Source organism: Cryobacterium sp. TMT2-18-2 (assembly GCF_004402245.1).
Taxonomy (GTDB): domain Bacteria; phylum Actinomycetota; class Actinomycetes; order Actinomycetales; family Microbacteriaceae; genus Cryobacterium; species Cryobacterium sandaracinum.
In genome coordinates, this window is the sequence record NZ_SOFU01000009.1 from 43,106 (window position 1) to 67,070 (window position 23,965).

20 protein-coding genes and 1 pseudogene are annotated in these 23,965 nt (G+C 65.6%); 15 read left to right on the plus strand and 6 right to left on the minus strand.

Translation table 11 applies throughout. From position 1 onward, the window contains the following. Nucleotides 1-9 precede the first annotated feature (9 nt). The 4 genes from E3O22_RS02530 to E3O22_RS02545 all read left to right on the plus strand — a co-directional run bounded on the left by E3O22_RS02530 (nucleotide 10) and on the right by E3O22_RS02545 (nucleotide 3,145). Complete coding sequence (locus tag E3O22_RS02530) at nucleotides 10-525, plus strand: protein jag (RefSeq protein ID WP_370448404.1); 516 nt, start codon at nucleotides 10-12, stop codon at nucleotides 523-525. Between the two features lie 11 nt (nucleotides 526-536). Continuing rightward, complete coding sequence (gene rsmG / locus E3O22_RS02535; RefSeq protein WP_134394367.1) at nucleotides 537-1,169, plus strand: 16S rRNA (guanine(527)-N(7))-methyltransferase RsmG; 633 nt, start codon at nucleotides 537-539, stop codon at nucleotides 1,167-1,169. Between the two features lie 132 nt (nucleotides 1,170-1,301). After that, the gene (locus tag E3O22_RS02540; protein WP_134394368.1) at nucleotides 1,302-2,195 is read left to right on the plus strand and encodes a ParA family protein; all 894 of its coding nucleotides are present in this window, start codon (nucleotides 1,302-1,304) and stop codon (nucleotides 2,193-2,195) included. After that, nucleotides 2,195-3,145, plus strand: a complete 951-nt coding sequence (locus E3O22_RS02545) for a ParB/RepB/Spo0J family partition protein (RefSeq protein ID WP_134394369.1) — start codon at nucleotides 2,195-2,197, stop codon at nucleotides 3,143-3,145. Before E3O22_RS02540 ends, E3O22_RS02545 begins: the two co-directional genes overlap by 1 nt. A gap of 2,113 nt (nucleotides 3,146-5,258) precedes the next feature. Here E3O22_RS02545 and E3O22_RS02550 read toward each other — a convergent pair. The 6 genes from E3O22_RS02550 to E3O22_RS02575 form a co-directional block, all read right to left on the minus strand. After that, nucleotides 5,259-6,215: an ATP-grasp domain-containing protein gene (locus tag E3O22_RS02550; protein WP_134394370.1), complete on the minus strand. Its 957-nt coding sequence runs from the start codon at nucleotides 6,213-6,215 to the stop codon at nucleotides 5,259-5,261. A gap of 49 nt (nucleotides 6,216-6,264) precedes the next feature. Next, entirely contained in the window at nucleotides 6,265-7,584 is a 1,320-nt protein-coding gene (locus E3O22_RS02555; RefSeq protein ID WP_134394371.1) for a PLP-dependent aminotransferase family protein, read from the minus strand. A 118-nt stretch (nucleotides 7,585-7,702) separates the two neighbouring features. Then, nucleotides 7,703-8,026: a thioredoxin gene (gene trxA, locus E3O22_RS02560; RefSeq protein ID WP_104100656.1), complete on the minus strand. Its 324-nt coding sequence runs from the start codon at nucleotides 8,024-8,026 to the stop codon at nucleotides 7,703-7,705. A 43-nt stretch (nucleotides 8,027-8,069) separates the two neighbouring features. Further along, nucleotides 8,070-9,032, minus strand: a complete 963-nt coding sequence (gene trxB, locus E3O22_RS02565; RefSeq protein WP_134394372.1) for a thioredoxin-disulfide reductase — start codon at nucleotides 9,030-9,032, stop codon at nucleotides 8,070-8,072. Nucleotides 9,033-9,133: 101 nt separating this feature from the next. Next, nucleotides 9,134-10,753: a lipid II flippase MurJ gene (gene murJ, locus E3O22_RS02570; protein WP_347232333.1), complete on the minus strand. Its 1,620-nt coding sequence runs from the start codon at nucleotides 10,751-10,753 to the stop codon at nucleotides 9,134-9,136. Then, nucleotides 10,746-13,130: a DUF6049 family protein gene (locus E3O22_RS02575; protein ID WP_134394374.1), complete on the minus strand. Its 2,385-nt coding sequence runs from the start codon at nucleotides 13,128-13,130 to the stop codon at nucleotides 10,746-10,748. The genes murJ and E3O22_RS02575 overlap by 8 nt, the downstream gene beginning before the upstream one ends. A gap of 81 nt (nucleotides 13,131-13,211) precedes the next feature. Between E3O22_RS02575 and E3O22_RS02580 the strand changes: the two genes are divergently transcribed. The 11 genes and pseudogenes from E3O22_RS02580 to E3O22_RS02630 all read left to right on the plus strand — a co-directional run bounded on the left by E3O22_RS02580 (nucleotide 13,212) and on the right by E3O22_RS02630 (nucleotide 23,954). Further along, nucleotides 13,212-14,642, plus strand: coding sequence for a CCA tRNA nucleotidyltransferase (locus E3O22_RS02580; protein ID WP_134394375.1), 1,431 nt, complete (start codon nucleotides 13,212-13,214; stop codon nucleotides 14,640-14,642). Between the two features lie 1,105 nt (nucleotides 14,643-15,747). After that, nucleotides 15,748-16,116 (plus strand): annotated as a pseudogene (rpsF, locus tag E3O22_RS02585) (30S ribosomal protein S6); the annotation flags it as partial. A 195-nt stretch (nucleotides 16,117-16,311) separates the two neighbouring features. Next, nucleotides 16,312-16,815, plus strand: a complete 504-nt coding sequence (locus E3O22_RS02590; protein WP_104100662.1) for a single-stranded DNA-binding protein — start codon at nucleotides 16,312-16,314, stop codon at nucleotides 16,813-16,815. A 56-nt stretch (nucleotides 16,816-16,871) separates the two neighbouring features. After that, nucleotides 16,872-17,135 (plus strand): 30S ribosomal protein S18, encoded by a 264-nt coding sequence (gene rpsR / locus E3O22_RS02595; protein ID WP_035835236.1) that lies wholly within the window; start codon nucleotides 16,872-16,874, stop codon nucleotides 17,133-17,135. Nucleotides 17,136-17,143: 8 nt separating this feature from the next. Next, nucleotides 17,144-17,593, plus strand: a complete 450-nt coding sequence (gene rplI / locus E3O22_RS02600; RefSeq protein WP_104100663.1) for a 50S ribosomal protein L9 — start codon at nucleotides 17,144-17,146, stop codon at nucleotides 17,591-17,593. 443 nt (nucleotides 17,594-18,036) lie between these two features. Continuing rightward, nucleotides 18,037-19,428, plus strand: a complete 1,392-nt coding sequence (gene dnaB, locus E3O22_RS02605) for a replicative DNA helicase (RefSeq protein WP_104100664.1) — start codon at nucleotides 18,037-18,039, stop codon at nucleotides 19,426-19,428. A gap of 135 nt (nucleotides 19,429-19,563) precedes the next feature. Continuing rightward, nucleotides 19,564-20,721 carry an NAD(P) transhydrogenase subunit alpha gene (locus E3O22_RS02610; RefSeq protein WP_134394377.1) on the plus strand — a complete coding sequence of 386 codons (1,158 nt, stop codon included), beginning with the start codon at nucleotides 19,564-19,566 and terminating at the stop codon, nucleotides 20,719-20,721. Continuing rightward, nucleotides 20,721-21,044: an NAD(P) transhydrogenase subunit alpha gene (locus tag E3O22_RS02615; RefSeq protein WP_104099771.1), complete on the plus strand. Its 324-nt coding sequence runs from the start codon at nucleotides 20,721-20,723 to the stop codon at nucleotides 21,042-21,044. The genes E3O22_RS02610 and E3O22_RS02615 overlap by 1 nt, the downstream gene beginning before the upstream one ends. Beyond that, nucleotides 21,041-22,414, plus strand: coding sequence for an NAD(P)(+) transhydrogenase (Re/Si-specific) subunit beta (locus tag E3O22_RS02620; RefSeq protein WP_134394378.1), 1,374 nt, complete (start codon nucleotides 21,041-21,043; stop codon nucleotides 22,412-22,414). Before E3O22_RS02615 ends, E3O22_RS02620 begins: the two co-directional genes overlap by 4 nt. A gap of 103 nt (nucleotides 22,415-22,517) precedes the next feature. Continuing rightward, nucleotides 22,518-23,129: a hypothetical protein gene (locus E3O22_RS02625; protein WP_134394379.1), complete on the plus strand. Its 612-nt coding sequence runs from the start codon at nucleotides 22,518-22,520 to the stop codon at nucleotides 23,127-23,129. 231 nt (nucleotides 23,130-23,360) lie between these two features. After that, on the plus strand, nucleotides 23,361-23,954 hold the full coding sequence (locus tag E3O22_RS02630; protein WP_134394380.1) for a copper resistance protein CopC: 594 nt from the start codon (nucleotides 23,361-23,363) through the stop codon (nucleotides 23,952-23,954). The last annotated feature ends 11 nt before the right edge of the window (nucleotides 23,955-23,965 follow it).

Below are 23,965 nucleotides of genomic sequence, written 5' to 3' on the forward strand. Positions count from 1 at the left end.
AGACCCAACGTGACTGAGAACACTGACGTTATCGCCGCACCTGGACCGGCGGACGATTCCCCCACGCTCGGCCAGCTCGAGCAGGAGGGGGATATCGCCGCGGACTATATCGAGGAATTCCTCGATATCTGCGACCTCGACGGGGACATCGACATTGACGCGCGGAATGGGCGGGCATACCTGTCCGTCAATTCCGCGGATGTCGCGAACCTGCGTCTGCTCTCCAAGCCGGAAACCGTCAATGCCCTGCAGGAGTTGACGCGACTGGCCGTACAGAACAAGACCGGAGCTTTCTCGCGATTGATCCTGGATATCGGCGGCTCGCGCGATGCCCGGCAGGCCGAATTGGCTTCGCTGGTGTCCCACGCCGTGGAACGCATCCAGGCGGGTGCCGCCGAGGCATCACTGCCGCCGATGTCTTCCTACGAGCGCAAGCTCGTGCATGACCTGGTGTCGGAAGCGGGTTTCGTCTCTGAGTCCAAGGGCGAGGGCCGGGACCGCCATACGGTCATCTCCGCTGCGTAGTACATCGAAATATCGTGACTCACACTCTTGAGGCGGAGCCGGCCGTTGCCGCGGATCTCTTCGGTGACCAGATCGAGGTTGCCCGCGCCTTCGTGGCCCACCTGGCTGCGCAGGGCGAGGAACTCGGCCTGATCGGCCCGGTGGAAGTACCACGCCTGTGGAGTCGACATATCCTCAACTGTGCGATCGTGGCGCCGCTGCTTCGACCCGGTCTCGTCGGCGATGTCGGTTCGGGGGCCGGGTTACCCGGCTTGGTGCTGGCGATCGCCCGGCCGGATGTGACGTTCGTACTCATCGAGCCCATGGAGCGCCGGGTCGCGTGGTTGACCGGCCAAGTGACCGCGCTCGGCCTGACCAATGCGACCGTGCTCCGGGCTCGGGCGGAAGACGTTCGGCTGCCTGGGCGGCTTGACCAGGTGACCGCCCGTGCGGTCAGTGCCTTCCGCACCCTGATTCCTCTCACGGCCCCCCTTCTGAATCCCGGCGGCGAGTTGGTGCTGATGAAGGGCGCGGGCGCCGCGGCTGAGGTCGAAGCCGCGGCGAAAGCCATCCGTAAGTTCCGGCTCAGCAATGTCGAGGTGATCACTCTCGGCGAGGGCGTGCTGCAGGATGTGACCCGAGTCATAAGGGCTACAGTGGATTAGTCCTTGGTGTCTGCTCTTGTCAGGGCTGAGGCACAACCGGAGTCCCTGCGGGGGTGGCTCATCAATCGTCGAACGCGAAGGTTTCACGTGAAACAACCTGGCGAAGACCAGCAATCAAACAAAGCGGCCGCGGTGTTTGACGATACGACCCCGCTTGCGCGTGAGATTTCTGACCTGACGCGGCGCCGACAGCGGATTGCCTCTGAGAGACTGCCGAAGCCGGAGAAGACGCGCGTCATCACCATCTCGAACCAGAAGGGTGGCGTCGGCAAGACCACGACCGCGGTCAACTTGTCGGCGGCTCTGGCCCGTCAGGGCGCGCGCGTTCTGGTGATCGACTTGGACCCCCAGGGCAACGCGTCCACAGCCCTGGGCGTCGAACATCGCGCGGAGACCCCCAGCGTTTACGACGTCATCGTCAACGACGAGGACATGGCTGCGGTCGTTCAGACCAGCCCGGAGTTCGGCTCGCTGTTCTGTGTGCCGGCCACCATCCACCTCGCGGGTGCAGAAATAGAGCTCGTCTCCCTGGTCGCCCGTGAGCAGCGTCTCAACCGTGCTCTCGAATCGCACCTGAAAACAATGGATGACCCCTACGATTACGTTTTCATCGACTGCCCCCCGTCTCTGGGACTCTTGACGATCAACGCCTTCGTCGCGGCCCGCGAGGTGCTGATCCCGATTCAGTGTGAGTACTACGCGCTCGAAGGTCTCAGCCAGCTGCTCAAAAATATTGAATTGATCGAGAAGCACTTGAACCCGGACCTCGGGGTGTCCACGATTCTGCTCACGATGTACGACAGCCGCACCAACCTGGCGAACCACGTGGCCCAGGATGTGCGTGAACACTTCCCCAAGCAGGTTCTGAACACCCTTATACCGCGTTCCGTGCGTGTCTCTGAGGCGCCGAGCTACGGTCAGAGCGTTATCAGTTACGACCTCAACTCTGCCGGATCACTCTCATACCTCGAAGCAGCAGCAGAGATCGCCCATCGGGGCGCCCCCAAGACAGGAGTCGCACTCTAATGGCTAAACGGACTGGGCTTGGCCGGGGGATCGGTGCACTTATCCCCATTCAGGACGATCCGACGCAGGCGCGTCCAGTCGATGTGTTCTTCCCATACGCCAATGCGGTGCGCCCGAACGAGACCGAGGGGCTCCTCCCGGTTCCGGGTGCGCGGCTCGCTCACCTCAATCCCAGCGACATCGTGCCGAACCACGTCCAGCCGCGGAGCACCTTCGATGAGGCCGACCTGGCCGAGCTGGTACACAGCATCCAGGAAGTCGGCGTGCTTCAGCCCATCGTGGTTCGTTCCATTGTGGAGCAGCCCGGCAAATACGAATTGGTGATGGGGGAGCGTCGGCTTCGCGCGACGAAGGTGGCCGGGCTGACCACCATTCCGGCTATCATCCGTGAGACGGCGGATGTCGACATGCTGCGTGACGCGCTGCTGGAGAACCTGCATCGCGCACAGCTGAACCCGCTTGAGGAGGCCTCCGCCTACCAGCAACTGCTGGCCGATTTCGGCATCACCCAGGAAGAGCTGGCACAGAAGATCGGTCGGTCGCGGCCTCAGATCACCAACACCATCCGTTTGCTGAAGCTTCCCGAGGCCGTGCAGATGCGCGTTGCCGCCGGTGTTCTGTCTGCCGGGCACGCGCGAGCGATCCTCTCCGTCGGGGATCAGGCGGGCATGGTCAAGCTGGCCGACAAGATCGTTAACGAGGATCTTTCCGTGCGGGCAGCGGAGGCTGCGGCCGCGATGCAGCCACGTGTCGATTCTGTCAAGCCCATGGGCGGACGTCGTCAGGGACACCTCGACGAGATCGCGGAACGCCTCGGTGACCGACTCGACACCCGCGTTAAGATCCACTTGGGCGCACGAAAAGGCCAGATCACAGTTGATTTCGCCACGATCGGTGATCTCAATCGCATTCTCGACGTCCTCGGTGAACCCGGTTTCGGAGCCAGCTAGCCTCACCCCACAGTGACGAGCGCCCCGTTGTTTGACCGCTCGGTGGGCGACCAGCCGGTGGCTGACCATCCGGAGGTCAATTACCCCGTGTTCGAGTGAGGCGACACCCGCCCTGCCCATCTCGCTCCGAGCCGACCGTGTTTCACGTGAAACATGAGCATCGACCATCACCCGCGCGTCGAACCCGGCCGCGGTGTTCAAGCCAGTCCAGAGTCTGCCCCTTCACCCTTTCCGGTGGTGGGGCCTGTCGACACCCGACACCCGACACCTCGTCTGCACGTCCATCCAGATACGCTGGACCGTCCGCTCAGGCCGGCCTGCACATCGTCAGACCGACCCGCGGTCATCGCCAGCGGAGTCTCCGGGTCGATCAAATCGGTCATCAACTGCACATTAGACGTCACCAGGAAGCAACCTAAGCACGACCGAGACAAAACAAAAATCCGCATCACGGCCCCTATGGGGCCTAAATCCTGCGCTTCAGAAACCGTGCACTCAAGAAGCGGACCGACCAGCCCACCCTGGATGCACGGTTCGACTCATGGTGCTCACTTCGAGTGAGCAGCCGGCCTGCGCCGAAAAAGACTTGCCTGCAGAGAGTGCAGCGATCCAGTGCTCACAGGTTGTGACAGGCTTGGCCACCGTCCCGTCCCGGTGGTGCACCGTGCCCAAGATTGATTCGCGTCGATCCGTTTCGGTGGTCGACGTCGTCACGCGTCGGGCACCGCGGGTCCTTCCAGGTGACCGTGCATGACGCGGACCAACTCGGTGGATCATAAGTGTTTCGCGGGTAAGGTTCATCGGTGAAGCCACCCTTGGCTCCCCTCAACCGAGGACTTGTTCCCCACGGCTCGTGTGGTTGGCCCCGCCGTTTATGAAACACGAAGGAGAGGCGCCTGCACCGAGTGCTGCGCAAACTCACCAGGACCCGCGGAAGGCCGTATCGGCAGCGCGTTTTTGTCCCTGATCCAGAATGCCGGGAACCAACCGCGGCGAGCTCAAGAATCCCGACAGGAAGACCCACAGATATGACGTTCAGACCGGGTGGGCCTCCATGCGCACGGGATACAGCGCGCTGCGTAGGCGAGAAGTATCGTCTCCCCGTCCCGTCCCGTCCCGACACGGTCATGTTTCACGTGAAACACACTTCGAGTTCGGATCCGGGCCCAAAAAGCTCGACACTGGTGCAGCTTCGCAGCGTCGCCACCTCCGCGCACCTGTGCTGGTGCCCATTCCGGTCTCGACAGTCGACCAACGATTTGAGTGTGTTCGTGAGATCGGGGATTGTCAGCGGATGCAACCGCCCACGGCCTGGCTGGCGTCTGTCACAGTCGCATTTCGATCCGCCACTCGCGCCGACCTGATTAATGTCTCCGGTGTGTATCGCGAGTGATCCTGGGCACACGGTGCGGCGGAACGGTGAGAATGTCCTACCGCGCTTTGGCGCTGTGTGCCGACTCCGTGGAGGCACAATAGGTCGTCTGTGGTCGGGTCTCATTCCACCGGCTCGGGTCACGGCGGCCGAATTCGCGAAGGAGGAACGCTGCCACAGGGGTGGGTAGGGTAGGGGTCAGTCACACCGAGCCTGCTCGCCCCGTGGATGTCCTCGGGCCGGTTCGTACGTGGAGACTCGGTTGCTTGGTACCTGGTGCGGTCAGCGAGTGCAGGTGTCGTGGGCGTTTCACGTGAAACGTTGAATTCCGCAGAACAGGGTCTCGGTCAGCGGACGGTGGCGAGTGTGGCCGGGGCTGTCCCTCGCGGGCATTGTTGATCCATTAATGCTTCTCGACGCAGGAAGACTTCGGCGACGTCGTCGGCAGCACCTGGAAGTGAGGTCGCGGACTCTTTCACTACACTGGCGGAAGGGGTGACGCGCACACACACCCGGCGCCGGCGTCCGGGCATTCGTCGGGCAGACACAGGGATTGCAGGGCGTCCATGCCGGCAGGGCGGGCAGTGTGGGCGGTGTGGGCGGTGTGGGCGCCGGGGTGGGTGCTCGACAACCACCACCAGCGTGAGGGGGGGGGTGGCGCGCCCTCGAAGAGCTTGTCCACCGACGGGCATCAGTAGCGCCAGAACCATGTTTCACGTGAAACACGGTCCTTGGCGCGTACTACGAGCCGGCGATGGCGGCTCGGGCGAGGGCGTCGTAGACGGCCCCGAGAGACTGACCGGAAGCCTCGATGCACATGGGTACCAGGGACGTCTCGGTCAGACCCGGAAGCACGTTCGCTTCCAAGAACCAGGGAACGCCATCCGAGTCCACGATCAGGTCGATGCGGGAGATGTGGCGCAGGCCGAGCAGTTCATGGATGGCGACCGCGGTTTGGGCCACCAGTTCCGCAAGCTCCGCGTGGATTCGGGCCGGTGTGTAGAACAGCGTCTCTCCCGCGTTGTAGCGGGCTTCGAAGCTGTAGACGCCGTCAATGGGCACGATCTCCACGGCGGGCAGTGCAACGGGGCCGTCTCCGATGTCGATGACCGTGACCGCGAGTTCGGTACCCTCGACCTTCTCCTCCACTAGGGCGACCGTGGCATAGGTGTAGGCGTCCACCATGGCACGCGGCAGTCCGGCGGGGGAGTCGATGATGTTGACCCCCTGGGCCGAGCCGCCCTCGGCCGGTTTCACCACGAGCGGCGTGGACAGGGCCGTCAGAAGGTGCTCGAGGACGCTGGCGGCACCGAGATCGCGGAACGTCTCGGAGGACAGGGCGATTGCGTCGGGGGTGGCGTAGCCGGCCCGGCGCACGAGCTCCTTGGCGATCGGCTTCGACCAGGCCAGACGGGCCGGTCCACCCAGGGAGCCCACATGCGGTATCCCGGTGGTCTCCAGCAGGGCCAGGAGTGCCCCGTCCTCACCAGTGGCTCCGTGCACAACCGGCCAGATCACATCGGGTTTCCGCATGGTCAGATCGGCGAGCAGGCCGGCCTGCGGGTCCAGAACGGTGACGGTGTGGCCCAGGCTCGTCAGTGCATCCGCGACCCGGCGACCCGAACGCAGTGAGATGTCCCGCTCGTGCGAGATCCCGCCCGCGAGGACAACGATGTCAAGTGGCAAAAAATCGCTCATGGTCAGGGTTTTCCTTGCTTTGGCTGGTGTGGATACCGAGGAAGACGAACTACGAAATGTCGGGGGGCGGGGACTTGAAGCGGCCTTCTGCGCGCAGCGGGTTCAGGGAACCGGTGCCGGCGAAGGTCTCGAGCAGGTCGAGTTCATCACGGAGGACGGATGCGAGGCGACGGATTCCGACCCGGATGTGATCCGGCGTCGGGTAGCAGAACGAAAGGCGCATGTTGCGCCGCCCGTCGCCGTCGGCGAAGAACGCGGTGCCGGGCGTGTACGCCACGAGTTCCTTGACCGCCCGCGGCAGCATGGCCTTGGAGTCCAGTCCCTCTGGGAGAGTGACCCAGACGTAGAACCCTCCGTTCGGATTGGTCCAGGTGAGGCCGGGCAGGTACTCTTCCAGGGCGTCCAGCAGTGCGTTCTTGCGCTCGTGGTAGACCCCGCGGAAGGTGTTGATCTGGCCCTTCCAATCAGACGTCGCCAGGTACTCGGAAATCACCAGCTGGCTGAACGAGCTGGGGGAGAGCACCGCGGCCTCGTTGGCAAGCACCAACTTCTCCCGGATGGCGTGCGGGGCCAGCGCCCAACCGACCCGGAAGCCCGGGGCGAGGGTCTTGGAAAACGTGCCCAGGTAGACGACTCCGTCCTCCTCGAGCGAGCGCATCGCATCCGGTGCCGGCTGGTCGAAGTAGAGCAGGCCGTAGGGGTTGTCTTCCAACACCAGGATGTCGTTCGCCCGGGCGATCTCGAGGATCTCGAGGCGACGGGCCCAGCTGAGGGTCACTCCGGCCGGGTTGTGGAAATTCGGGATCGTATACAGGAACTTGATGGTCTTGCCGGCTGCCTTGAGGCGCTGGATGTGCTGGCGGAGCGCTTCGGGAATGAGGCCGTGCTCGTCCATAGGAACGTGCTCGACCTCGGCCTGATAGGACTTGAAGATGACCATGGCCGTGACGTAGCTGGGGCCCTCCGAGAGCACCACGTCGCCTGGGTCGAGAAAAAGCTTACTGACCAATTCGAGGGCATGCTGGGACCCTGTCGTCACGACGACATCGTCTGCGTGCGCACGGATGCCTTCAAGCCCCATCACCTCGAGTATCTGCTCCCTCAGAACGGGAACACCCTGACCAGAGCCGTATTGGAGAGCCACGGGGCCCTGCTGGCGCATGACCCGGTCCATGGCGTTGATGACCAGGTCGGGCGGTAGGGCGGCCACGAAGGGCATGCCGCCGGCCAGTGAGACGACCTCGGGGCGGGAGGCGACCGCGAAGAGAGCCCTGACCTCGGAGGCGCGCAACCCCGCGGCTCGCTCGGCGTAGTGGTGGTACCACGGGTCGAGGTTGTTGCCGGTCTGGGGGGAGCGCTTCGCTGTCACGTCACTTCCGATCTGGAGAGGTTTCAATCGTATGCGGTCGGTACCATCCGGCCCGAATCCCAAAAAACCCGCCCGACGTGAGCCGGACGGGTCGGGGCCTCGGAAGAGGCAGGGACGGTTAGGCCAGGTAGGCGGCCAAATCCTTCTCGAGGGCGACCTTCGGCTTGGCGCCGATGACGGTCTTGACGACCTCGCCCTTCTGGAACACCTTCATCGCCGGGATGGAGGTGATCTGGTACTTGGCGGCCAGCGCCGGGAAGTCGTCGACGTTCAGCTTGACGATGTCGAGCTTGTCAGCGTTCTCGCTGGCAATCTGATCGAGGATCGGGCTGACGGCGCGACACGGGCCACACCATTCCGCCCAGAAGTCCACCAGAACGGTCTTTTCGTTGTTGATGACTTCCTGGTCGAAGGTGACGTCGGTGACGGCGCGTGCAGACATGTGGTTACTCCTTAGTTGAGGGTTAGGTGACTTCGGTGAGGGGTTATGCGAGTGCGGGTTCGCCGGCGCTGGCCAGCAGGTCCTCGGGAAGCGAGGCCAGGTAGTGCTCCGCGTCGAGTGCGGCGACGGTTCCGGAGGCCGCTGCGGTTACCGCTTGGCGATAGGTCGGGTCGATCACGTCCCCGGCGGCGAAAACACCGGTCTGGCTGGTTTTCGAGCTGCGACCGGCGACGGCGATGGTGCCTTCGGGGGTCAAGTCGAGCTTGGTGTGCACGAGGTGCGTGCGCGGGTCGTTGCCGATGGCCACGAAGATTCCGCCGAGAGGGAGCATGGTTTCGTCACCCGAGACGGTGTTGCGCAGAACCAGGCCGTCGACGGCATCCGTGCCGGTGATGCCGACGACCTGGGAATTCCAGAGGAATTCAATCTTGGGATTGGCGAACGCACGGTCCTGCATGATTTTGGAGGCCCGCAGGGTGTCCTTGCGGTGCACGACGTAGACCTTGCTGGCGAAGCGGGTGAGGAAGGTGGCCTCTTCCATCGCGGAGTCGCCGCCTCCGATCACGGCGATCGTCTTCTCCTTGAAGAAGAAGCCGTCGCAGGTGGCGCACCAGGAAACGCCGCGGCCGGATAGGCGCTCTTCGTCGTCCAGGCCCAGCTTGCGGTAGGCGGAACCCGTGGCGAAAATCACGGCGAGGGCTTCGTGCTTCTCGCCGCTGCCCAGAGTGATGGTCTTGGTGTCGCCGGAAAGCTCGAGCTCGGTGACATCGTCATAGACGACCTCGGTGCCGAACCGCTCGGCCTGCTCCTGCATCTTGGACATCAGTTCCGGTCCCTGGATGCCGTCGGGGAAGCCCGGGTAGTTCTCCACCTCGGTTGTGTTCATCAGTTCGCCGCCGGCCTCGACCGAACTTGCGATCAAAAGCGGCTTCAGGTTCGCCCGGGCGGCATAGATCGCGGCCGTGAAACCGGCCGGTCCGGAGCCGATGATGATGATCTGACGCACGCGTAGACTCCTTCAGATTATGGGGGAAGCGATCTCGATTGCCTCGCTGCCGGATACAACACATCCTAATCGGATGCTATTCCACGCCGGCTGGGGACCGGTCAGCGACGACGGATGCGGTCGATCAGCGGGTCGATGAAGCCGCGCAGCTCAGCGGTGCGCATGAGGAGCAGCAGGCCGAAGTAGACGCCTGACATGGCGAGGCCGATGACGATCATGGTGAGAACGGCCTGGAACTTCCCGGACAGGGCGAATCCGGCCTCCTGGGTGCCGCCAAGCACGAGCAGGAGGAGAACGCCGGCCGTGATCGCGGGCACAGCCGCGACGAAGTACTTCACGAGGCTGCGCAGGATGCGCCGGCCGTCGATGCCGCCGAGGCGCACACGGAGCAGCCCTGCCGCCAGCAGGGCCTGCGCGATGCCGGACACGGTGACCGTGAGTGCGACGCCCGCTGCGATCCAGGCGCTGGGCAGGAGCGAGCAGGCAAGGACGCCGATGATGACCAGCGTCACCTGGAACAGGGTGAAGTAGAACGGCGTACGGGTGTCGCCGAGCGCGTAGAAGGTGCGTTGTACGACGAACAGGACGCAGAACGCGACGAGGCCGAGCACGTAGGCGACGATGACGTTGCCGATGCTCTGTACCTGGTCGTAGGGGGCGACGAAGACCCGGGCGAACGGGTAGGCGCAGACCGCGATGACGGCGGAGGCGAGCACGATGATCAGGGTGGTGCCGCGGATGGCGGAGGAGGCATCCGTTCTGACCAGGGCCAGCTTGCCCACCGAGGCGTGCTCGCTCATCCGGGTGAAGTAGGCGGTGGCGACCGAGACGGTGATCACCGAATGCGGGAGCATGAAGATGAGCCAGGCCGTGTTGAGTGCGGCGACCGAGGCGTCGGAGTCGCCGGCGAGGGTGACCACCCGGGTCTCGACGACGCCGGCCAGGGTGGTCAGCAGGAGCATCCCAAAGGTCCAGCTCGCCATCCGGCCGGCCACGCCGAGACCGACGCCGCGGAAGCGGAAGTCGGGGCGGAAGCGCAGACCGATGCGGTGCCAGAAATAGAACAGGACGACCGCCTGCAGCACGACGCCGAGCGTGGCGCTCCCGGCGAGGACGGCGATCATCGCGGGCGTGAACTCGGTGGCCAGCCGGGTCCCGTTCGGGTCGGCTCCGTAGAGCGCCGAAAAGGTGAGCAGGCCCGCGATTGCCACGACGTTGTTGAGTACGGGAACCCAGGTGAACGGGCCGAAGGACTTGCGGGCGTTCAAGACCTCTCCGAGGACCGTATACAGGCCGTAGAAAAAGATTTGTGGCAGGCACCAGAAGGCGAACGCCGTGGCGAGGGCCAGCGAATCCGGCTTCATGTTGGACCCGTAGAGCAGGGTCAACAGTGGAGCAAGCGCGGTGGCTGCGATGGTGGTCGCGGCGAGGATGACCAGGGCCAGCGTGAGGAGTTTGTTGATGTACGCCGTGCCACCGTCGGCGTGCAGGCTGGCGCGCACGATCTGCGGCACCAGGACGGCCGTCAGCACCCCACCGGCCACGATGACGTAGACCGTGTTCGGAAGCTGATTCGCCACGGCGAAGGCGTTGGTGCTCTGACCGACCTGGCCGATCACCCCCGCCAGCACGATCAGCTTCACGAAGCCGAGGATGCGAGAAACAATGGTTCCGGAGGCGAGGAACGCGCTCGCCCGGCCGATGCTGTCGGTCTTAGGCACGGGGCTCCGTTGGGGCATCGGCCGTGCTGTCGGGGGTCAGCGGGCCGGGCGCAGCGTCGGCGGCCCCGGATTCGGGCTCTTCTCCTGGGTGTGCACCGGTGTCAGGGACTGTGGCCGGTTCTGCCTCTGGCTCAGGGGCGTCCGCAGTCTCAGTTTCGGCACGTTCCCGTCGGCGGCGCAGAATGTTGCGCCACACCCCGAACCCGAAGAACAGCACCACGAACGCGGCGAACAGGAGGGATCCGAGGCCTTCCCAGTCCGCGCGCACGTTGATCGGGATGAGTGCGGGTTGCGAGATGACCGTTCCCGCCGGAGTGAGCAGGGTCACGCGCAGGGTGACGGCGCCGTTTCCCACTGCGGCCGTCACCGGGATGGTCACGGTGCGGGCGGATTGGGCTTCGATGGTGGACTCCACCGCCTCGCCGACCAGGAGGCGCCCGTTGGAGGGAACGACCTGAACCATCACCGTCACGGCCTGGCTCAGGGCATTGTCCAGGGTCACCGGTATGTCGACCTGGCTGCCGACCACGTTGATGGGGCCCTTGGTCGCGACCGTGATCGAGCCCACGAGCGCCGCGGAGTTCGCGAGGCTGGTGCCGACGGCATCCGCCCAACTGGCCTCCTGGGATGCCCAGGAATTGGACAGCAGGGCCATCAGGTCCAGGCGCTGCGTGCCTGTGACGATCGCCGGGTCGGACAGTACGGAGGAAAAGTCGGCGACCGTCTTATCGGCCTCGAAGAGCTCGGCGGCCAGGGCCACGCGATCCTCCGGCTCGGCCTGGCTGTCAAACTCGACCTCTTCGGCTGGGACGGATGCCCGCACCTCCGGCAGGGTGGACGGCGCGTACCACCGCAAGCCGGCCAGCGCGTCGATGGTCTCGGTGAGTCGGTCCGCGCTGGGCGGCCACCCGCGGTCGAAAGTGGCCAGAAGGGTGCGCGCGGTTCCGGGGCGCTCGGCCGAGACGACCGCCAGCTGCGAGCTGACCTGGGACATGGCTTCGCGCCACGCGACATCCGTCGTCGCCGCCGCGGCAGTGCGCAGGGCGGCGGCCAGCGGGTCGTCGACGACCAGACCCGAACCGTGGCCGGTGCCGAGATCAAGGGTTGCATTCGGGGTGAAGTCGCCGGCGGCCCCGGATGCGTTCGATCCGCCCAAAATAGTTGTGTTGAGGCCACTGGCCGCGAAAACGTCCAGGTCTGCACTCGCAACGTCACCCTCGGCCGGCCAGCCGATGTCAGTGGCGCTATATTCCCAAGCAAGCAACTCTTTCGTGGTGGGTGGTGTGCCATCGCTGGGGGGTGCGGGCTGGTCCGTTGTCGGCGCCGGTGTCTCGGTGCCTGGCGGGAGGGCAGGGTCGGAGTTCGGCGGCACGGGCTGGTCGGTCGCGGCGAACAAGGCAGGGTCGATCGCCTGGTCGAACGTGGTGGGCGTCAGCAGCGGCCCGGTGCCGGCTTGAGCCTGCAGGGCAAGGTCGGCATCTGCATAGCTGAGCGGGAATATATCGTTCGGAGCCTCGTCCAGCCGGTTCAGCCACGCGATTGCGCCGGGCGGTGCCGCCGAACCGAGGATTCGGATGGAAACAAGGATCAGCGGGTCAATGGCAATGGTGACCGGGCGTCCGACCACGCCGTCGAGCTGGCGGCTCAGAACACCGGTCGGCGCCGTGAAGGTTTCCAGTGCTTTTGACGTAATCAGGCCCGTCGATTGCGCGGGGACGGTGATCGGCATGATCACCGACATGTTGACGGGGGTGACCTCTTCGTCGGAATACCAGACGAAGGTGCCTCGGCCCTCGGCCCGCACCCTGTCGTCTGTGCTCAGGGTGGCGGCAATGCCGCGGGCACCCCAGGCGTTGCCGCTGGTGAGGCCCACGGAGCCGGCCGGCACGGTCAAGGTGAAGATCTCGGTGCTGTCCGGCTGAATGGACGCCGTCGTGGGCTCGCTCAGCATGAGATCGCCGGGTTTGCTGTTCTTCTCCGGATCCAGCCAGCTGTTGAGGGCGTTGCGGCTGATCAGGGCCCGTTCCGCGAGGAAGAGGTTGATGGTGCCCGGAGAGATGGTGTCAGGGGTCGCGTTCTCGACGGTGACGGTGACGGTGAGGTCCTGGCCGGCCTGGAGGGGCGCCAGTGTGGCGGGTGCCACGCTCAGGTTCACCGCATTGGCCCTTACGGCGGCGGGGGTCTTCGCCGTCGGGGCAGATGCCGATGTGGTTTCAGACGTGGTCGCGGATGCGGGCAGACCGGCGGAGGCGACCGGCAGAACTCCGGCCAGCAGGCCGATCAGAACGGCGCCGATCGGCCTCTTCGTGCGTGACCAGAGGCCGCGCATCGCTCCAGGGAGCGCGGGCCGACGCTTGAGAACAGACTCGGCCACCATGTACGGGATTCTACGGCTTCGACGCGGGGGTAACGCCGCACGGGGGCAGCCGGCGTAGCTTCACCAACTAACATGGGGGTCATGCAGAGCGTTGCGACAGCCCTCAAGCGGCTGGGCGACCTGGCTGCCACCCCGACCGTTTCCCGATTGGCGACCGCGTTCCAGACGGCTGGACACGAATTGGCCCTCGTCGGCGGACCGGTCCGCGACGCCTTCCTCGACCGGCCGTTCAACGACCTCGATTTCACGACGGATGCCACGCCGGACCAGATCCTGCACCTCGTGAAGCCGATCTCGGATGCCCACTGGGATATCGGCCGCGCCTTCGGAACGATCGGCGCCCAAATCGCCGGCGAAAAGGTGGAGATCACGACCTACCGGTCGGACAGCTACGACGGCCAGACCCGCAAGCCCAAGGTGGTTTACGGCCACCGCCTGGAGGACGACCTGCTGCGCCGCGATTTCACGGTGAACGCGCTGGCTCTGCGCCTGCCGGGGCTGACTCTGGTCGACCCCGCGAACGGCATCGATGACCTCCTGGCCGGTATTCTGCGCACGCCGATTTCCCCGGAGATCTCGTTCGGCGACGACCCGCTGCGCATGATGCGGGCGGCCCGGTTCACCGCCCAGCTCGGATTCGCCCTCCACGCCGACACCGCGGAAGCGATGGAAGCGATGGCGGACCGCATCCGTAATATCTCAGCCGAGCGCATCGGCGACGAGCTCTCGAAGCTGCTGTGTGCGGACAATCCGCATGCCGGGCTCGAACTGCTGGTGGACTCCGGGCTCTGCAGCCGGGTGCTGCCGGAGATCCCCGCCCTGCGCCTCGAAGTCGACGAGCACCACCACCACAAGGATGTCTACCAGCACACCCTGACGGTGCTGGACCAGGCCATCGGCTACGAGAAGTCCCGCGGCAGCTTCGACGGCCCCGACCTGATCGTGCGCCTGGCGGCGCTGCTCCACGACATCGGCAAGCCCGCGACCCGCAAGCTCGAGCCGGGCGGCGTGGTCAGTTTCCACCACCACGACCTGGTCGGCGCGAAGCTGGCGAAGAAGCGGCTACAGGCCCTCCGTTTCGACAACGACACTATCGCCGCCGTGGCACGCCTGATCGAACTGCACCTGCGTTTTTTCGGCTACACCGAGGGTGCCTGGACGGACTCCGCGGTGCGGCGCTACGTGCGGGACGCCGGCGACCAGCTCGAACGACTGCACATCGTGACCCGTGCGGACGTCACCACCCGTAACCGCCGCAAGGCGGACCGGCTCGGCTTCGCCTACGACGACCTGGAACAGCGCATCACGGAGCTGAACGAACAGGAAGAGATGGCGGCGGTGCGCCCCGATCTCGACGGTGAGCAGATCATGGCCGTCCTCGGAGTGGGTCCGGGCCGTGACGTCGGCGAGGCCTACCGGTACCTGCTCGAGCAGCGGCTGGATGACGGGCCGCTCGGCGAAGACGAGGCCACCCGCCGCCTGATCGCCTGGTGGGCCGAGCGCGCACAGTAGGCCCTCCCGGCGCCTTCCGGGGCCAACTCTTCGCCGAGGTGAGACTCGAGATGCGGTGGCACTTCGCGAGCGGATGTGTGAATATTCCTCCACAGGACCTCCGCCGCCGATCTTGGACACAGGAGCCGCCCTTGCGATCGGAGCCAGTTGGCCGCTCCACCAGCATGGCGCTATGAATCCCAACTCCCCGCATGACTGGCGGCCACTGTATCTCGGTCGTGACGCTCGGTTTCTCGGCAGCGATGGGAGTCCTGTTCAACGGCTGGTCGGGTCCGGTCACGCCGTTCGCCTACGACGTGGCGTTGCCGTTGACGCGACCGGCCGGGACACCATCAGCGATCGTGATCGGTACTTCTTGCGTATGCGCGCTGTGGAAGCCACCAGAAAGTCCCAGCCCGTCTACTCTCACGAATCGGCTGCTGTTTTGTGGGGGCTGCCCCTCCTCGGCAGATGGCCCGACGAGGGCCACCTCCGAACGGCACGGCTGCGTTCGGGATCGACCGCGACATCCTGCTTGATCGACCCGACTCCGACGGACCAACGCGTGGGGCACGAGCCGCTCGGATCGCCATTGTCTTCGGCGACAATCGATCCGGTTCGGTGGGCGAGTCCCTCAGCCGGGGACAGATTCACCTGTGCGGATTCCCGCGCCCTCATGAACGGGCGTACCAGTGAAGAAGTCGTGTGGTCAGAAAAGCTTCACGAGGACCGGCTTCGCGGGACGGGGCACGGAATGGAGCGCTGGATCTGGGCGGAAGCGCTCCGCCGAGAGAGCCTGAAGCGGCTCCTGCTCGCCGCCGGACTGCGTCCGAACCAAGGAAATACCCCAACAGGTGAAGCGACCGTCGCCGTTCCTGCCGACCATCGCCGATAGAACGACGATGGTCGACACGGTTGGCGATTCTCGCGACAGCGGTGATGGACTCGGCGGCGACGAGGGCGCCATCCGGGTGAACGGGCGGAGGCGGTGGCGGAGGGCCGCCGTTTCCGGTAGCCTTGGCAGGTTGTCTGTGCGCCGGATTCCCGGCCTCCGCTCACAACACATGCACAACCCTCCTGTTGCAGAGATTCTGCAGCCGTTTAGTCCGAAGGAGGTGGGTTAGTCATGCATCAGTACGAGTTGATGGTTATCCTCGATCCCGAGATCGATGAGCGCACCGTAGCTCCCAGCCTTGACAAGTTCCTCAACGTTGTTCGCAACGATGGTGGAAGCATTGACAAGGTTGACGTTTGGGGTCGCCGCCGTCTCGCTTACGAGATCAACAAGAAGTCCGAAGGCATCTACGCCGTTGTCGACTTCACCGCCAACGCTTCTGCCACGGCCGAGCTCGACCGCCAGCTGAAGCTGTCGGAAGCAGTCATGCGCACCAAAGTTCTGCGCGCAGAAGAAGGCATTGCCCAGGTTGCCGTCGCAAGCAAGCTTGCCGCCGAGAAGGCCGCCCGCAAGGCAGCCAACCCGAAGGTAATCGCTGCGAAGGCTGAAGCCGCCGCTGCCGCCCCGACCGCCAAGGTCGCCGCGTCCGTGAAGCCAGCATCGGCAGCTGCTGCCGCCGCGGTCAAGGCTGCTCCGGCCAAGGTCGAAGCCCCGGTTGTCGACGCTTCTGCCACGGCAGAAGCTGTTGCTCCCGCCCCGGCCGCGTCCGCCGACAAGGCAAGCGACAAGTAGCCCGTGGCCGGCGAGACCGTAATTACCGTGGTGGGCAACCTGACCAGCGATCCCGAGCTGCGGTATACGCAGAACGGGCTGGCGGTTGCCAACTTCACCATCGCATCCACTCCGCGCAATTTCGATCGCGCGACCAGTGAGTGGAAAGATGGCGAGTCGCTCTTCCTGCGCGCGAGCGTTTGGCGTGAATTCGCCGAGCACGTGGCTGGTTCACTGACCAAGGGTACCCGTGTCATCGCTTCCGGGCGTCTCAAGCAGCGTTCGTATGAGACGAAGGAAGGCGAGAAGCGAACGAGCATGGAGCTCGAGATCGATGAAATCGGTCCTTCGCTGAAATACGCCACCGCTCAGCTCACTCGCGCGCAGTCCTCGTCTTCTCCTCGAGGCGGTGGCTCACCTGCCGTTGCCTCGAACGACGAGCCCTGGGCTGCCAGCGCCCCCGCCGCGAACACCGGTGGAGATGTCTGGAATACTCCGGGAAACTTCAGCGACGAGACACCCTTCTAAGCCGAGCCGTACAGGCTGTTGGCTGAAAAACACTTCTTTGAGAAAGTAAGGAAATCATGGCTGGAAAGTCGAGCGGCGACCGCCGCAAGCCGCTCCGCGGTGCTAAGGGTGGCAAGAATGCCGCTCCCGCGAAGTCGATCCGGGTTGGTGTCATCGATTACAAAGATGTCCCCACCCTCCGCAAGTTCATCTCCGAGCGTGGAAAGATCCGCGCCCGTCGTATCACCGGTGTTTCCGTTCAGGAGCAGCGTCTCATCGCCCGCGCCGTCAAGAACGCTCGCGAAATGGCGCTGCTGCCCTACGCCGGTTCAGGCAGGTAGGACACCTCATGTCAAAAATCATTCTGACGCACGAGGTCTCCGGCCTCGGTGCACCCGGTGACATCGTCGAGGTCAAGAACGGGTACGCCCGCAACTACCTCTACCCGCAGGGATTTGCTGTTTCCTGGACTCGCGGTGGCGAGAAGCAGATTCAGCAGATCAAGGCCGCTCGCGTAGCCCGCGAGCACGCCACCCTCGAGGAGGCGCAGGCCCTCAAGGCTGCACTCGAGAACGCCAAGGTCAAGTTGGTCGTCAAGGCCGGAGAAGGCGGACGCCTTTTCGGCTCCGTCAAGACCACGGATGTTGCGGATGCAGTTGCCGCAGCGGGTCTCGGTGCCCTCGACAGGCGCAAAATCGAGCTCAGCCCGATCAAGATGACGGGTGAGCACCAGGCAACGGTTCGCCTTCGTGACGAACTGAGTGCGACCATCACACTGCTGGTGGTAGCTGCCAAGTAAGCGTTACAGCTGTGCACCCGTGTGGCGGTGGGTTCCGAAAGGAACCCACCGCCACACCTGTTTAAGCGATGCCGCACACCTAATTGGGGGTGATTTCAGTCCCAGAACATGAGGTGCTGTACACAGGTTTTCCCACACCTCGACAAGATTCAACACGTACTTTAGACAGGTTTTCTTCACATCGTTGTGAATAGAATTAATGCCTGATCAAATAGTATTTATCTGCTGAAAAACTTAAGTTGTCCACAGTTGATTCCACAGCTTGTGCACAAGACACGCGGCGTTTCGCCCAGATTCTCCACAGGCTTATCCACAGGGTGGTTTGTTCTCCGCCGAGCCGGGTCCGTATGGTGAGCACGCGGCCGCAATCGGGGTATGCACAGTGCCCGGCAGCGATGTCGGTGGGCCCTGATAGAACTGCACCACGAGTAAAGGAGGCACAAGTGTCGATCTCTCACTTGGGTCTGGCGGACAAGCGCGGGGCAGACTCACGCGGCGGACTGGAAGCCCGGCACACCGAGCGCACGCTCCCGCACGACCTCCTGGCCGAGCAGAGCGCGCTCGGCGGCATGATGCTGAGCAAGGATGCCGTCGCCGACGTCGTCGAGACCGTGCGCGCCGCAGACTTTTACATTCCCAAGCACGAGATCATCTTCGACGCGATTCTGTCGCTCTACGCGCAGGGCGAGCCGACCGACGTCATCGCCGTCACCGACGAGCTCACCAAGCTCGGCGAACTATCCCGGGCCGGCGGCGCCGACTACTTGCACACGCTCACGAGCCTCGTGCCGACCGCGGCCAACGCCGGTTTCTACTCTTCGATCGTCGCCGAGCGCGCCCTCCTCCGGCGCCTCGTCGAGGTCGGCACCCGCATCGCCCAGATGGGTTATTCCGGTGAGGGCGAGGTGTTGGATCTGGTCAATACCGCCCAGGCCGAGGTCTATGCCGTCACGGGTGGCAGCGAAACCGAAGACTATGTGCCGCTGACCGATGCGGTCACAGCCGCGATCGAGGAGATCGAGGCTGCCAAGCTCAAGGACGGTCAGATGACCGGTGTCCCCACCGGCTTCGCCGATATGGACGAGCTGACCAACGGCTTCCATCCCGGCCAGCTGATCATCGTGGCGGCCCGTCCGGCGCTGGGTAAGTCCACGCTCGCCCTCGACTTCGCCCGGGCAGCCTCCATCAAGCACGACATGCCCAGTATTTTCTTCTCCCTGGAAATGGGCCGCAGCGAAATCGCGATGCGTCTGCTCGCGGCCGAAGCATCCGTGCCCTTGCAGAGCATGCGCAAGGGCGCCGTCGACGCGCGCGACTGGACCACCATTGCCGCCACCCGCGGTCGTATCAACGACGCCCCGCTTTACATCGACGACAGCCCCAACATGACCCTGGTCGAGATCCGGGCCAAGTGCCGCCGGCTGAAGCAACGGGTCGGCCTCAAGATGGTCATCATCGACTACCTGCAGCTGATGACGTCGGGCAAGAAGGTCGAGTCGCGCCAGCAGGAGGTCAGTGAGTTCTCCCGCGCGCTCAAGTTGATGGCCAAGGAGCTACAGGTTCCCGTCATCGCCCTCTCCCAGCTCAACCGTGGTCCCGAACAGCGCGCGGACAAGATGCCGGCCATCTCAGACCTGCGCGAGTCCGGTTCGCTCGAGCAGGACGCCGACATGGTCATCCTGCTGCACCGCGAGAGCGCGTACGAGAAGGACAATCCGCGTGCCGGCGAGGCGGACCTGATCGTCGCCAAGCACCGTAACGGCCCCACGCGCACCGTCACGGTCGCGTTCCACGGCCATTACTCCCGCTTCGCCGATATGGTGCCGGGCGCCTGACACCCACCCCAGCGCGGTCATATTCTCCGGGCGGCACGCGAATCCCACTACGCTACGAACGGGGACGAAAGTGCCGCGCAAGCGTTCGGATCGGTCCGTTCTCGCTCGTGGCCGTTCGCCACGAAGGAGACGCGCGTGAGAGTCGGCATCGGACGAGAACGCCTGCAGGGTGAGCGCCGCGTCGCGGCGACCCCCGAGACAGTAACCCAGCTCACCACCCTTGGACTCGAGGTCCTGGTTGAGTCCGGTGCGGGCGCCCCTTCCGGTCACGGCGACGCCGCCTACACGGATGCCGGTGCCGCCGTTGTGACGCACCTCACCCCGGGCGACCTCGATGTCTACTGCCACGTGCGCCCCCTCGCCCCGGAGTTCGCGGCTACTCTCCGCCCCGGCACGATCACGGTCGGCCTGGCGTCGCCGGCCTCCGAGCTGGCCACCGTCGCCGCCCTGGCCGCGGCCGGCGCGACGGCCTTCGCCCTCGAGCTGGTTCCGCGCATCTCGCGCGCCCAGTCGATGGACGCGCTCACGTCCCAATCGCTGGTCTCCGGCTACCGAGTGGTGCTCGAGGCGGCCATCCGATTCCCCCGCTTCTTCCCGCTCTACATGACCGCAGCCGGCACGATTCCGCCGGCACGAGTGCTCGTGCTCGGGGCCGGCGTGGCCGGACTGCAGGCCATCGCCACGGCCAAGCGCCTGGGTGCCCGGGTCTCGGCCTACGACGTGCGCCCGGCCTCGGCCGATGAGGTCACCTCCATGGGCGGCACCTTCGTCGACCTCGACCTGGACGCCGTCGAGGGTGCGGGTGGCTACGCCCGGGAACTGAGCAAAGACCGTGCCGTGCGCCAGCGCGAACTGCTCGCACCCTACGTGGCCGCAGCCGACGTCATGATCACCACGGCGGCCATCCCCGGTCGCGCGGCCCCGCTGCTCGTCACCCACGAGATGGTGGCCGCGATGCGTCCGGGCTCGGTCGTGATCGACCTGGCCGCCGAGACCGGCGGGAACGTCGAGGGTGTTCTCGCCGGTGTGGACACCCTGGTGCCCACCCAGGCCGGTGACGGCTCCGTCACGCTCGTGGGCATGAAGGACGCCCCCTCCACGATGCCGGCGGACGCCTCGCGGCTTTTCGCCAAGAACGTGGCCAACCTGCTCGCTTTGATGACCGTCGACCGCACGGTGGCGCCCGATTTCACGGACGAGGTCGTCGCCGGAGCCTGCCTGACGCATGACGGCACCATCCGGCACGAACCCACGGCCGCCGCCGTGGCCGCCGCCGCGACAGGAGAACACTGATGGATCCGATCACCCTACTGACCGTCGTCGTGCTGGCGGTCTTCGTCGGCTTCGAGGTCGTCTCGAAGGTCTCGAGCACCCTGCACACCCCACTGATGAGCGGGGCGAACGCCATCCACGGCATCATCCTGATCGGCGCCATCATCGTCGCCGGGCAGACCCTGGAGCCGTGGCTGCTCGCGGTCGCCCTGCTCGCCGTGGTGATGGCCACCGCGAATCTCGTCGGCGGCTTCGTCGTGACCGACCGGATGCTCAAAATGTTCGCCCCCCGCAAACCGGCCGGCGCCGGCCCGAAGACCGATCCGAAGGACGCGACGAAATGAGCCTGCTCAGCCCCGAGTGGACCAGCCTGCTCTACCTGATCGCCGCGGTCTGTTTCATCCTGGCCCTGCGCGGGCTCTCCTCGCCGAAGACCGCCCGCCGCGGCAACCTGATCGGGGCCGCCGGCGCGCTGCTGGCCGTGATCACCGTCTTCCTCTCCGCCCGGATCGAGAACATCCCGGCCATCCTCATCGCCATCGCGGTGGGGTCGGCGATCGCCGCCCCGATCTCGCGGCGCGTGGAGATGACGCAGATGCCCCAGCTCGTCGCGCTGTTCAACGGCGTCGGCGGCGGTGCCGCGGCACTGGTCGCCGTGCTGGAGCTCGGCAGCACCGACAGCCCGTGGAGCAAGGTGGCCGTGGTCTTCACGATGCTCATCGGCGCCGTCTCGTTCTCCGGCTCCGCGGTCACCGTCGGCAAGCTGCAGGGTCTGATCAGCTCCAGGCCGCTCATCTTCCCGGGCCTCGCGATCGTGATGGGCGGCATCGTGCTGGCCGCCCTTGTGGCCGGAGGCTTCGTCGTCGCCACCGGTGCGGCGGGTTGGGCTATCGGCCTGCTCGTCCTGGGACTGCTCGTCGGGGCGCTGCTCGTGCTCCCCGTCGGCGGGGCCGACGTGCCGATCGTGATTTCCCTGCTCAACGCCTTCACCGGTCTGGCCGTCGCGGCCTCCGGCATCGTCCTCGGCAACCTGCTCCTCGTGGTGGCCGGCACCCTCGTGGGCGCCAGCGGCACGATCCTTACCCGGGCGATGGCATCCGCCATGGGTCGCGGCGTGAGCGGGATCCTGTTCGGGGCGTTCAAGGGCGGTTCCACCGCCGGGTCGACCGCCCAGAGCGACCGGCCCGTGCGCAGCTCCAATGCGGAAGACGTCGCCGTGCTGCTCAACTACGCCCAGCGCGTGGTCATCGTGCCCGGCTATGGCCTCGCCGTGGCGCAGGGCCAGCACACCATCGCCGAACTCGCCACCACCCTCGAGGCGCGCGGCATCGAGGTCGTCTTCGCCATCCACCCGGTGGCCGGGCGCATGCCCGGGCACATGAACGTGCTTCTCGCCGAGGCGAATGTGCCCTATGAGGCGCTCAAGGAGATGGCCGAGGTCAACCCCGAGTTCAAGAACACGGATGTCGCCCTCGTCGTCGGCGCCAACGACGTGGTCAACCCGGCCGCGAAGACGTCGCCCGGCTCGCCGATCTACGGCATGCCGATCCTCGACGTCGGTGATGCCCGGCAGGTGGTGTTCCTCAAACGGTCGATGCGTCCCGGTTTCGCCGGCATCGAGAACGAGCTGCTCTACGACCCGAGGACGACGCTGCTGTTCGGCGACGCCAAGGACTCTCTGACGAAGGTGCTCGGCGCGGTCAACGCGCTCTGAGTTCGGCGCCCGCCCGGCCCCGGCGCACAGGTCAGGGCGGTAGGGTTCAGTCAGGGACTCGACCCTGACCCCGATCGGGGCGGTGCCGGTGCGAGGGAGAGCCATGACGAGCAGGTGGGCGCGATTCGGTCGTGGCTGGCTGACCGCATCCGTCGCCGTCTTCGCGGCCGCCCTCTCGCACATCGCCGGCGGCGGCAACGCTCCCGGCTGGCTCAGCGTGGGTCTGGCCCTCGCCTTCGCGGGGATCGCGTCCGTGCTGTTGGCCGGCACAAGCTTGTCTCTGCTGCGCCTCTCCCTCTCCGTCGGGGTCAGCCAGCTTCTGCTGCACGTTCTATTCGGCCTCGGCGGGGCCTCGCGCGCGACGATGACGAGCACCTCCCATCACGGCGCCGTCACCCTGGCCGACGCGACCCCCCACGTGATGCACGCGGTCGGCGCCCTGCCTGGTGGCTGGATGTGGGTGGCACACGCCCTGGCCGCCCTCGTCACCATCGCCGCCCTGTACCGCGGCGAGAAGTCGTTCTGGGCGCTGCTCGAGGAGACGACGATCCGTCTCATCGCGGTCTTGATCGAACGCCTCGCTCCGGCGCAGATCGGAACGGATGCGGCGACGGTGCGCCCTGCTTTCCGCCGGGTCTTCGTGCCGGCCGATCTCGGCGTACTGCTCTCCAGTGTGCTCCGCCGCGGTCCGCCCCTGCGCGCCCTGGCACAGTGAGGCTCTGACCTTCTCACCCGTGCGCTCTGATCCCGATGCGCTGCACCCTACGCGCGACCCGCTGACCCGCTGACCTGCTGACCCGCGGACGCTTTGACACCTGGCCCGAACGATTCCGTTCGACCTCAGTGAGGTCGTCGGCGTCTGCGCACCCGGCCACCGGCACGTCTGTGCGCGGTGAATCCTCCGTCGCACCGATCCATCTCTTCCCTCCACGAATCGGAGATTCCAATGATTTTTGCCCTACCGCGACGCCCGGCAGCAGCCGTTTTCCTGACCCTGGCCGTGATCGCTCTGTCCATATACAGCCCAGTGGCTCCGGCGGCCGATGCGCACGACCAGGTGGCGTTGACCGTGCCGGCCGACGGTGAGAACGTCGACCTCGCTCCCGCCGAGATCGTCATCACGTTCACGGACGACATCCTCGAGGTCGGCGCCATCGTCATGGTCGTCGATACCGAGGACAAGAACTGGGCAGAGGGCGACATGCGGCTCGACGGGCCGCAGGCCATTCAGCCGGTGGCGGCTGACCTGCCTGACGGTGCCTACGACGTGCGCTGGCGGGTCGTGTCCGCCGACGGTCACCCGGTCTCTGGCGCCTTCGCCTTCACCGTGGGCGCCGCGGCCCAGCCCCGGTCGCAGTCGACCGCGGGTGCAACCGCGTCGCCGGACCCGTCCGGCGAGGCGGCATCCGCCGCCTCGGAAGAGACCGCCGACGGAACGGGACTCCCGGTGGTCGCGGTGGGTCTCCTCGGTGCCCTCGGAGGGCTGGCCGCCGTCGCTCTGTTCATTGCCTGGCGAGCCAGGCGCCGCGGCAACCCGTGAAAAACCTGAAG

Bases quoted from the DNA above. Each gene is read 5' to 3' on its own strand.
- E3O22_RS02545 (WP_134394369.1), top strand. From the start codon at position 2,195: ATGGCTAAACGGACTGGGCTTGGCCGGGGGATCGGTGCACTTATCCCC.
- E3O22_RS02550 (WP_134394370.1), bottom strand. From the start codon at position 6,215: ATGAGCGATTTTTTGCCACTTGACATCGTTGTCCTCGCGGGCGGGATC.
- trxA (WP_104100656.1), bottom strand. From the start codon at position 8,026: ATGTCTGCACGCGCCGTCACCGACGTCACCTTCGACCAGGAAGTCATC.
- E3O22_RS02575 (WP_134394374.1), bottom strand. From the start codon at position 13,130: ATGGTGGCCGAGTCTGTTCTCAAGCGTCGGCCCGCGCTCCCTGGAGCG.
- E3O22_RS02580 (WP_134394375.1), top strand. From the start codon at position 13,212: ATGCAGAGCGTTGCGACAGCCCTCAAGCGGCTGGGCGACCTGGCTGCC.
- rpsR (WP_035835236.1), top strand. From the start codon at position 16,872: ATGGCTGGAAAGTCGAGCGGCGACCGCCGCAAGCCGCTCCGCGGTGCT.
- rplI (WP_104100663.1), top strand. From the start codon at position 17,144: ATGTCAAAAATCATTCTGACGCACGAGGTCTCCGGCCTCGGTGCACCC.
- E3O22_RS02615 (WP_104099771.1), top strand. From the start codon at position 20,721: ATGGATCCGATCACCCTACTGACCGTCGTCGTGCTGGCGGTCTTCGTC.
- E3O22_RS02620 (WP_134394378.1), top strand. From the start codon at position 21,041: ATGAGCCTGCTCAGCCCCGAGTGGACCAGCCTGCTCTACCTGATCGCC.
- E3O22_RS02625 (WP_134394379.1), top strand. From the start codon at position 22,518: ATGACGAGCAGGTGGGCGCGATTCGGTCGTGGCTGGCTGACCGCATCC.
- E3O22_RS02630 (WP_134394380.1), top strand. From the start codon at position 23,361: ATGATTTTTGCCCTACCGCGACGCCCGGCAGCAGCCGTTTTCCTGACC.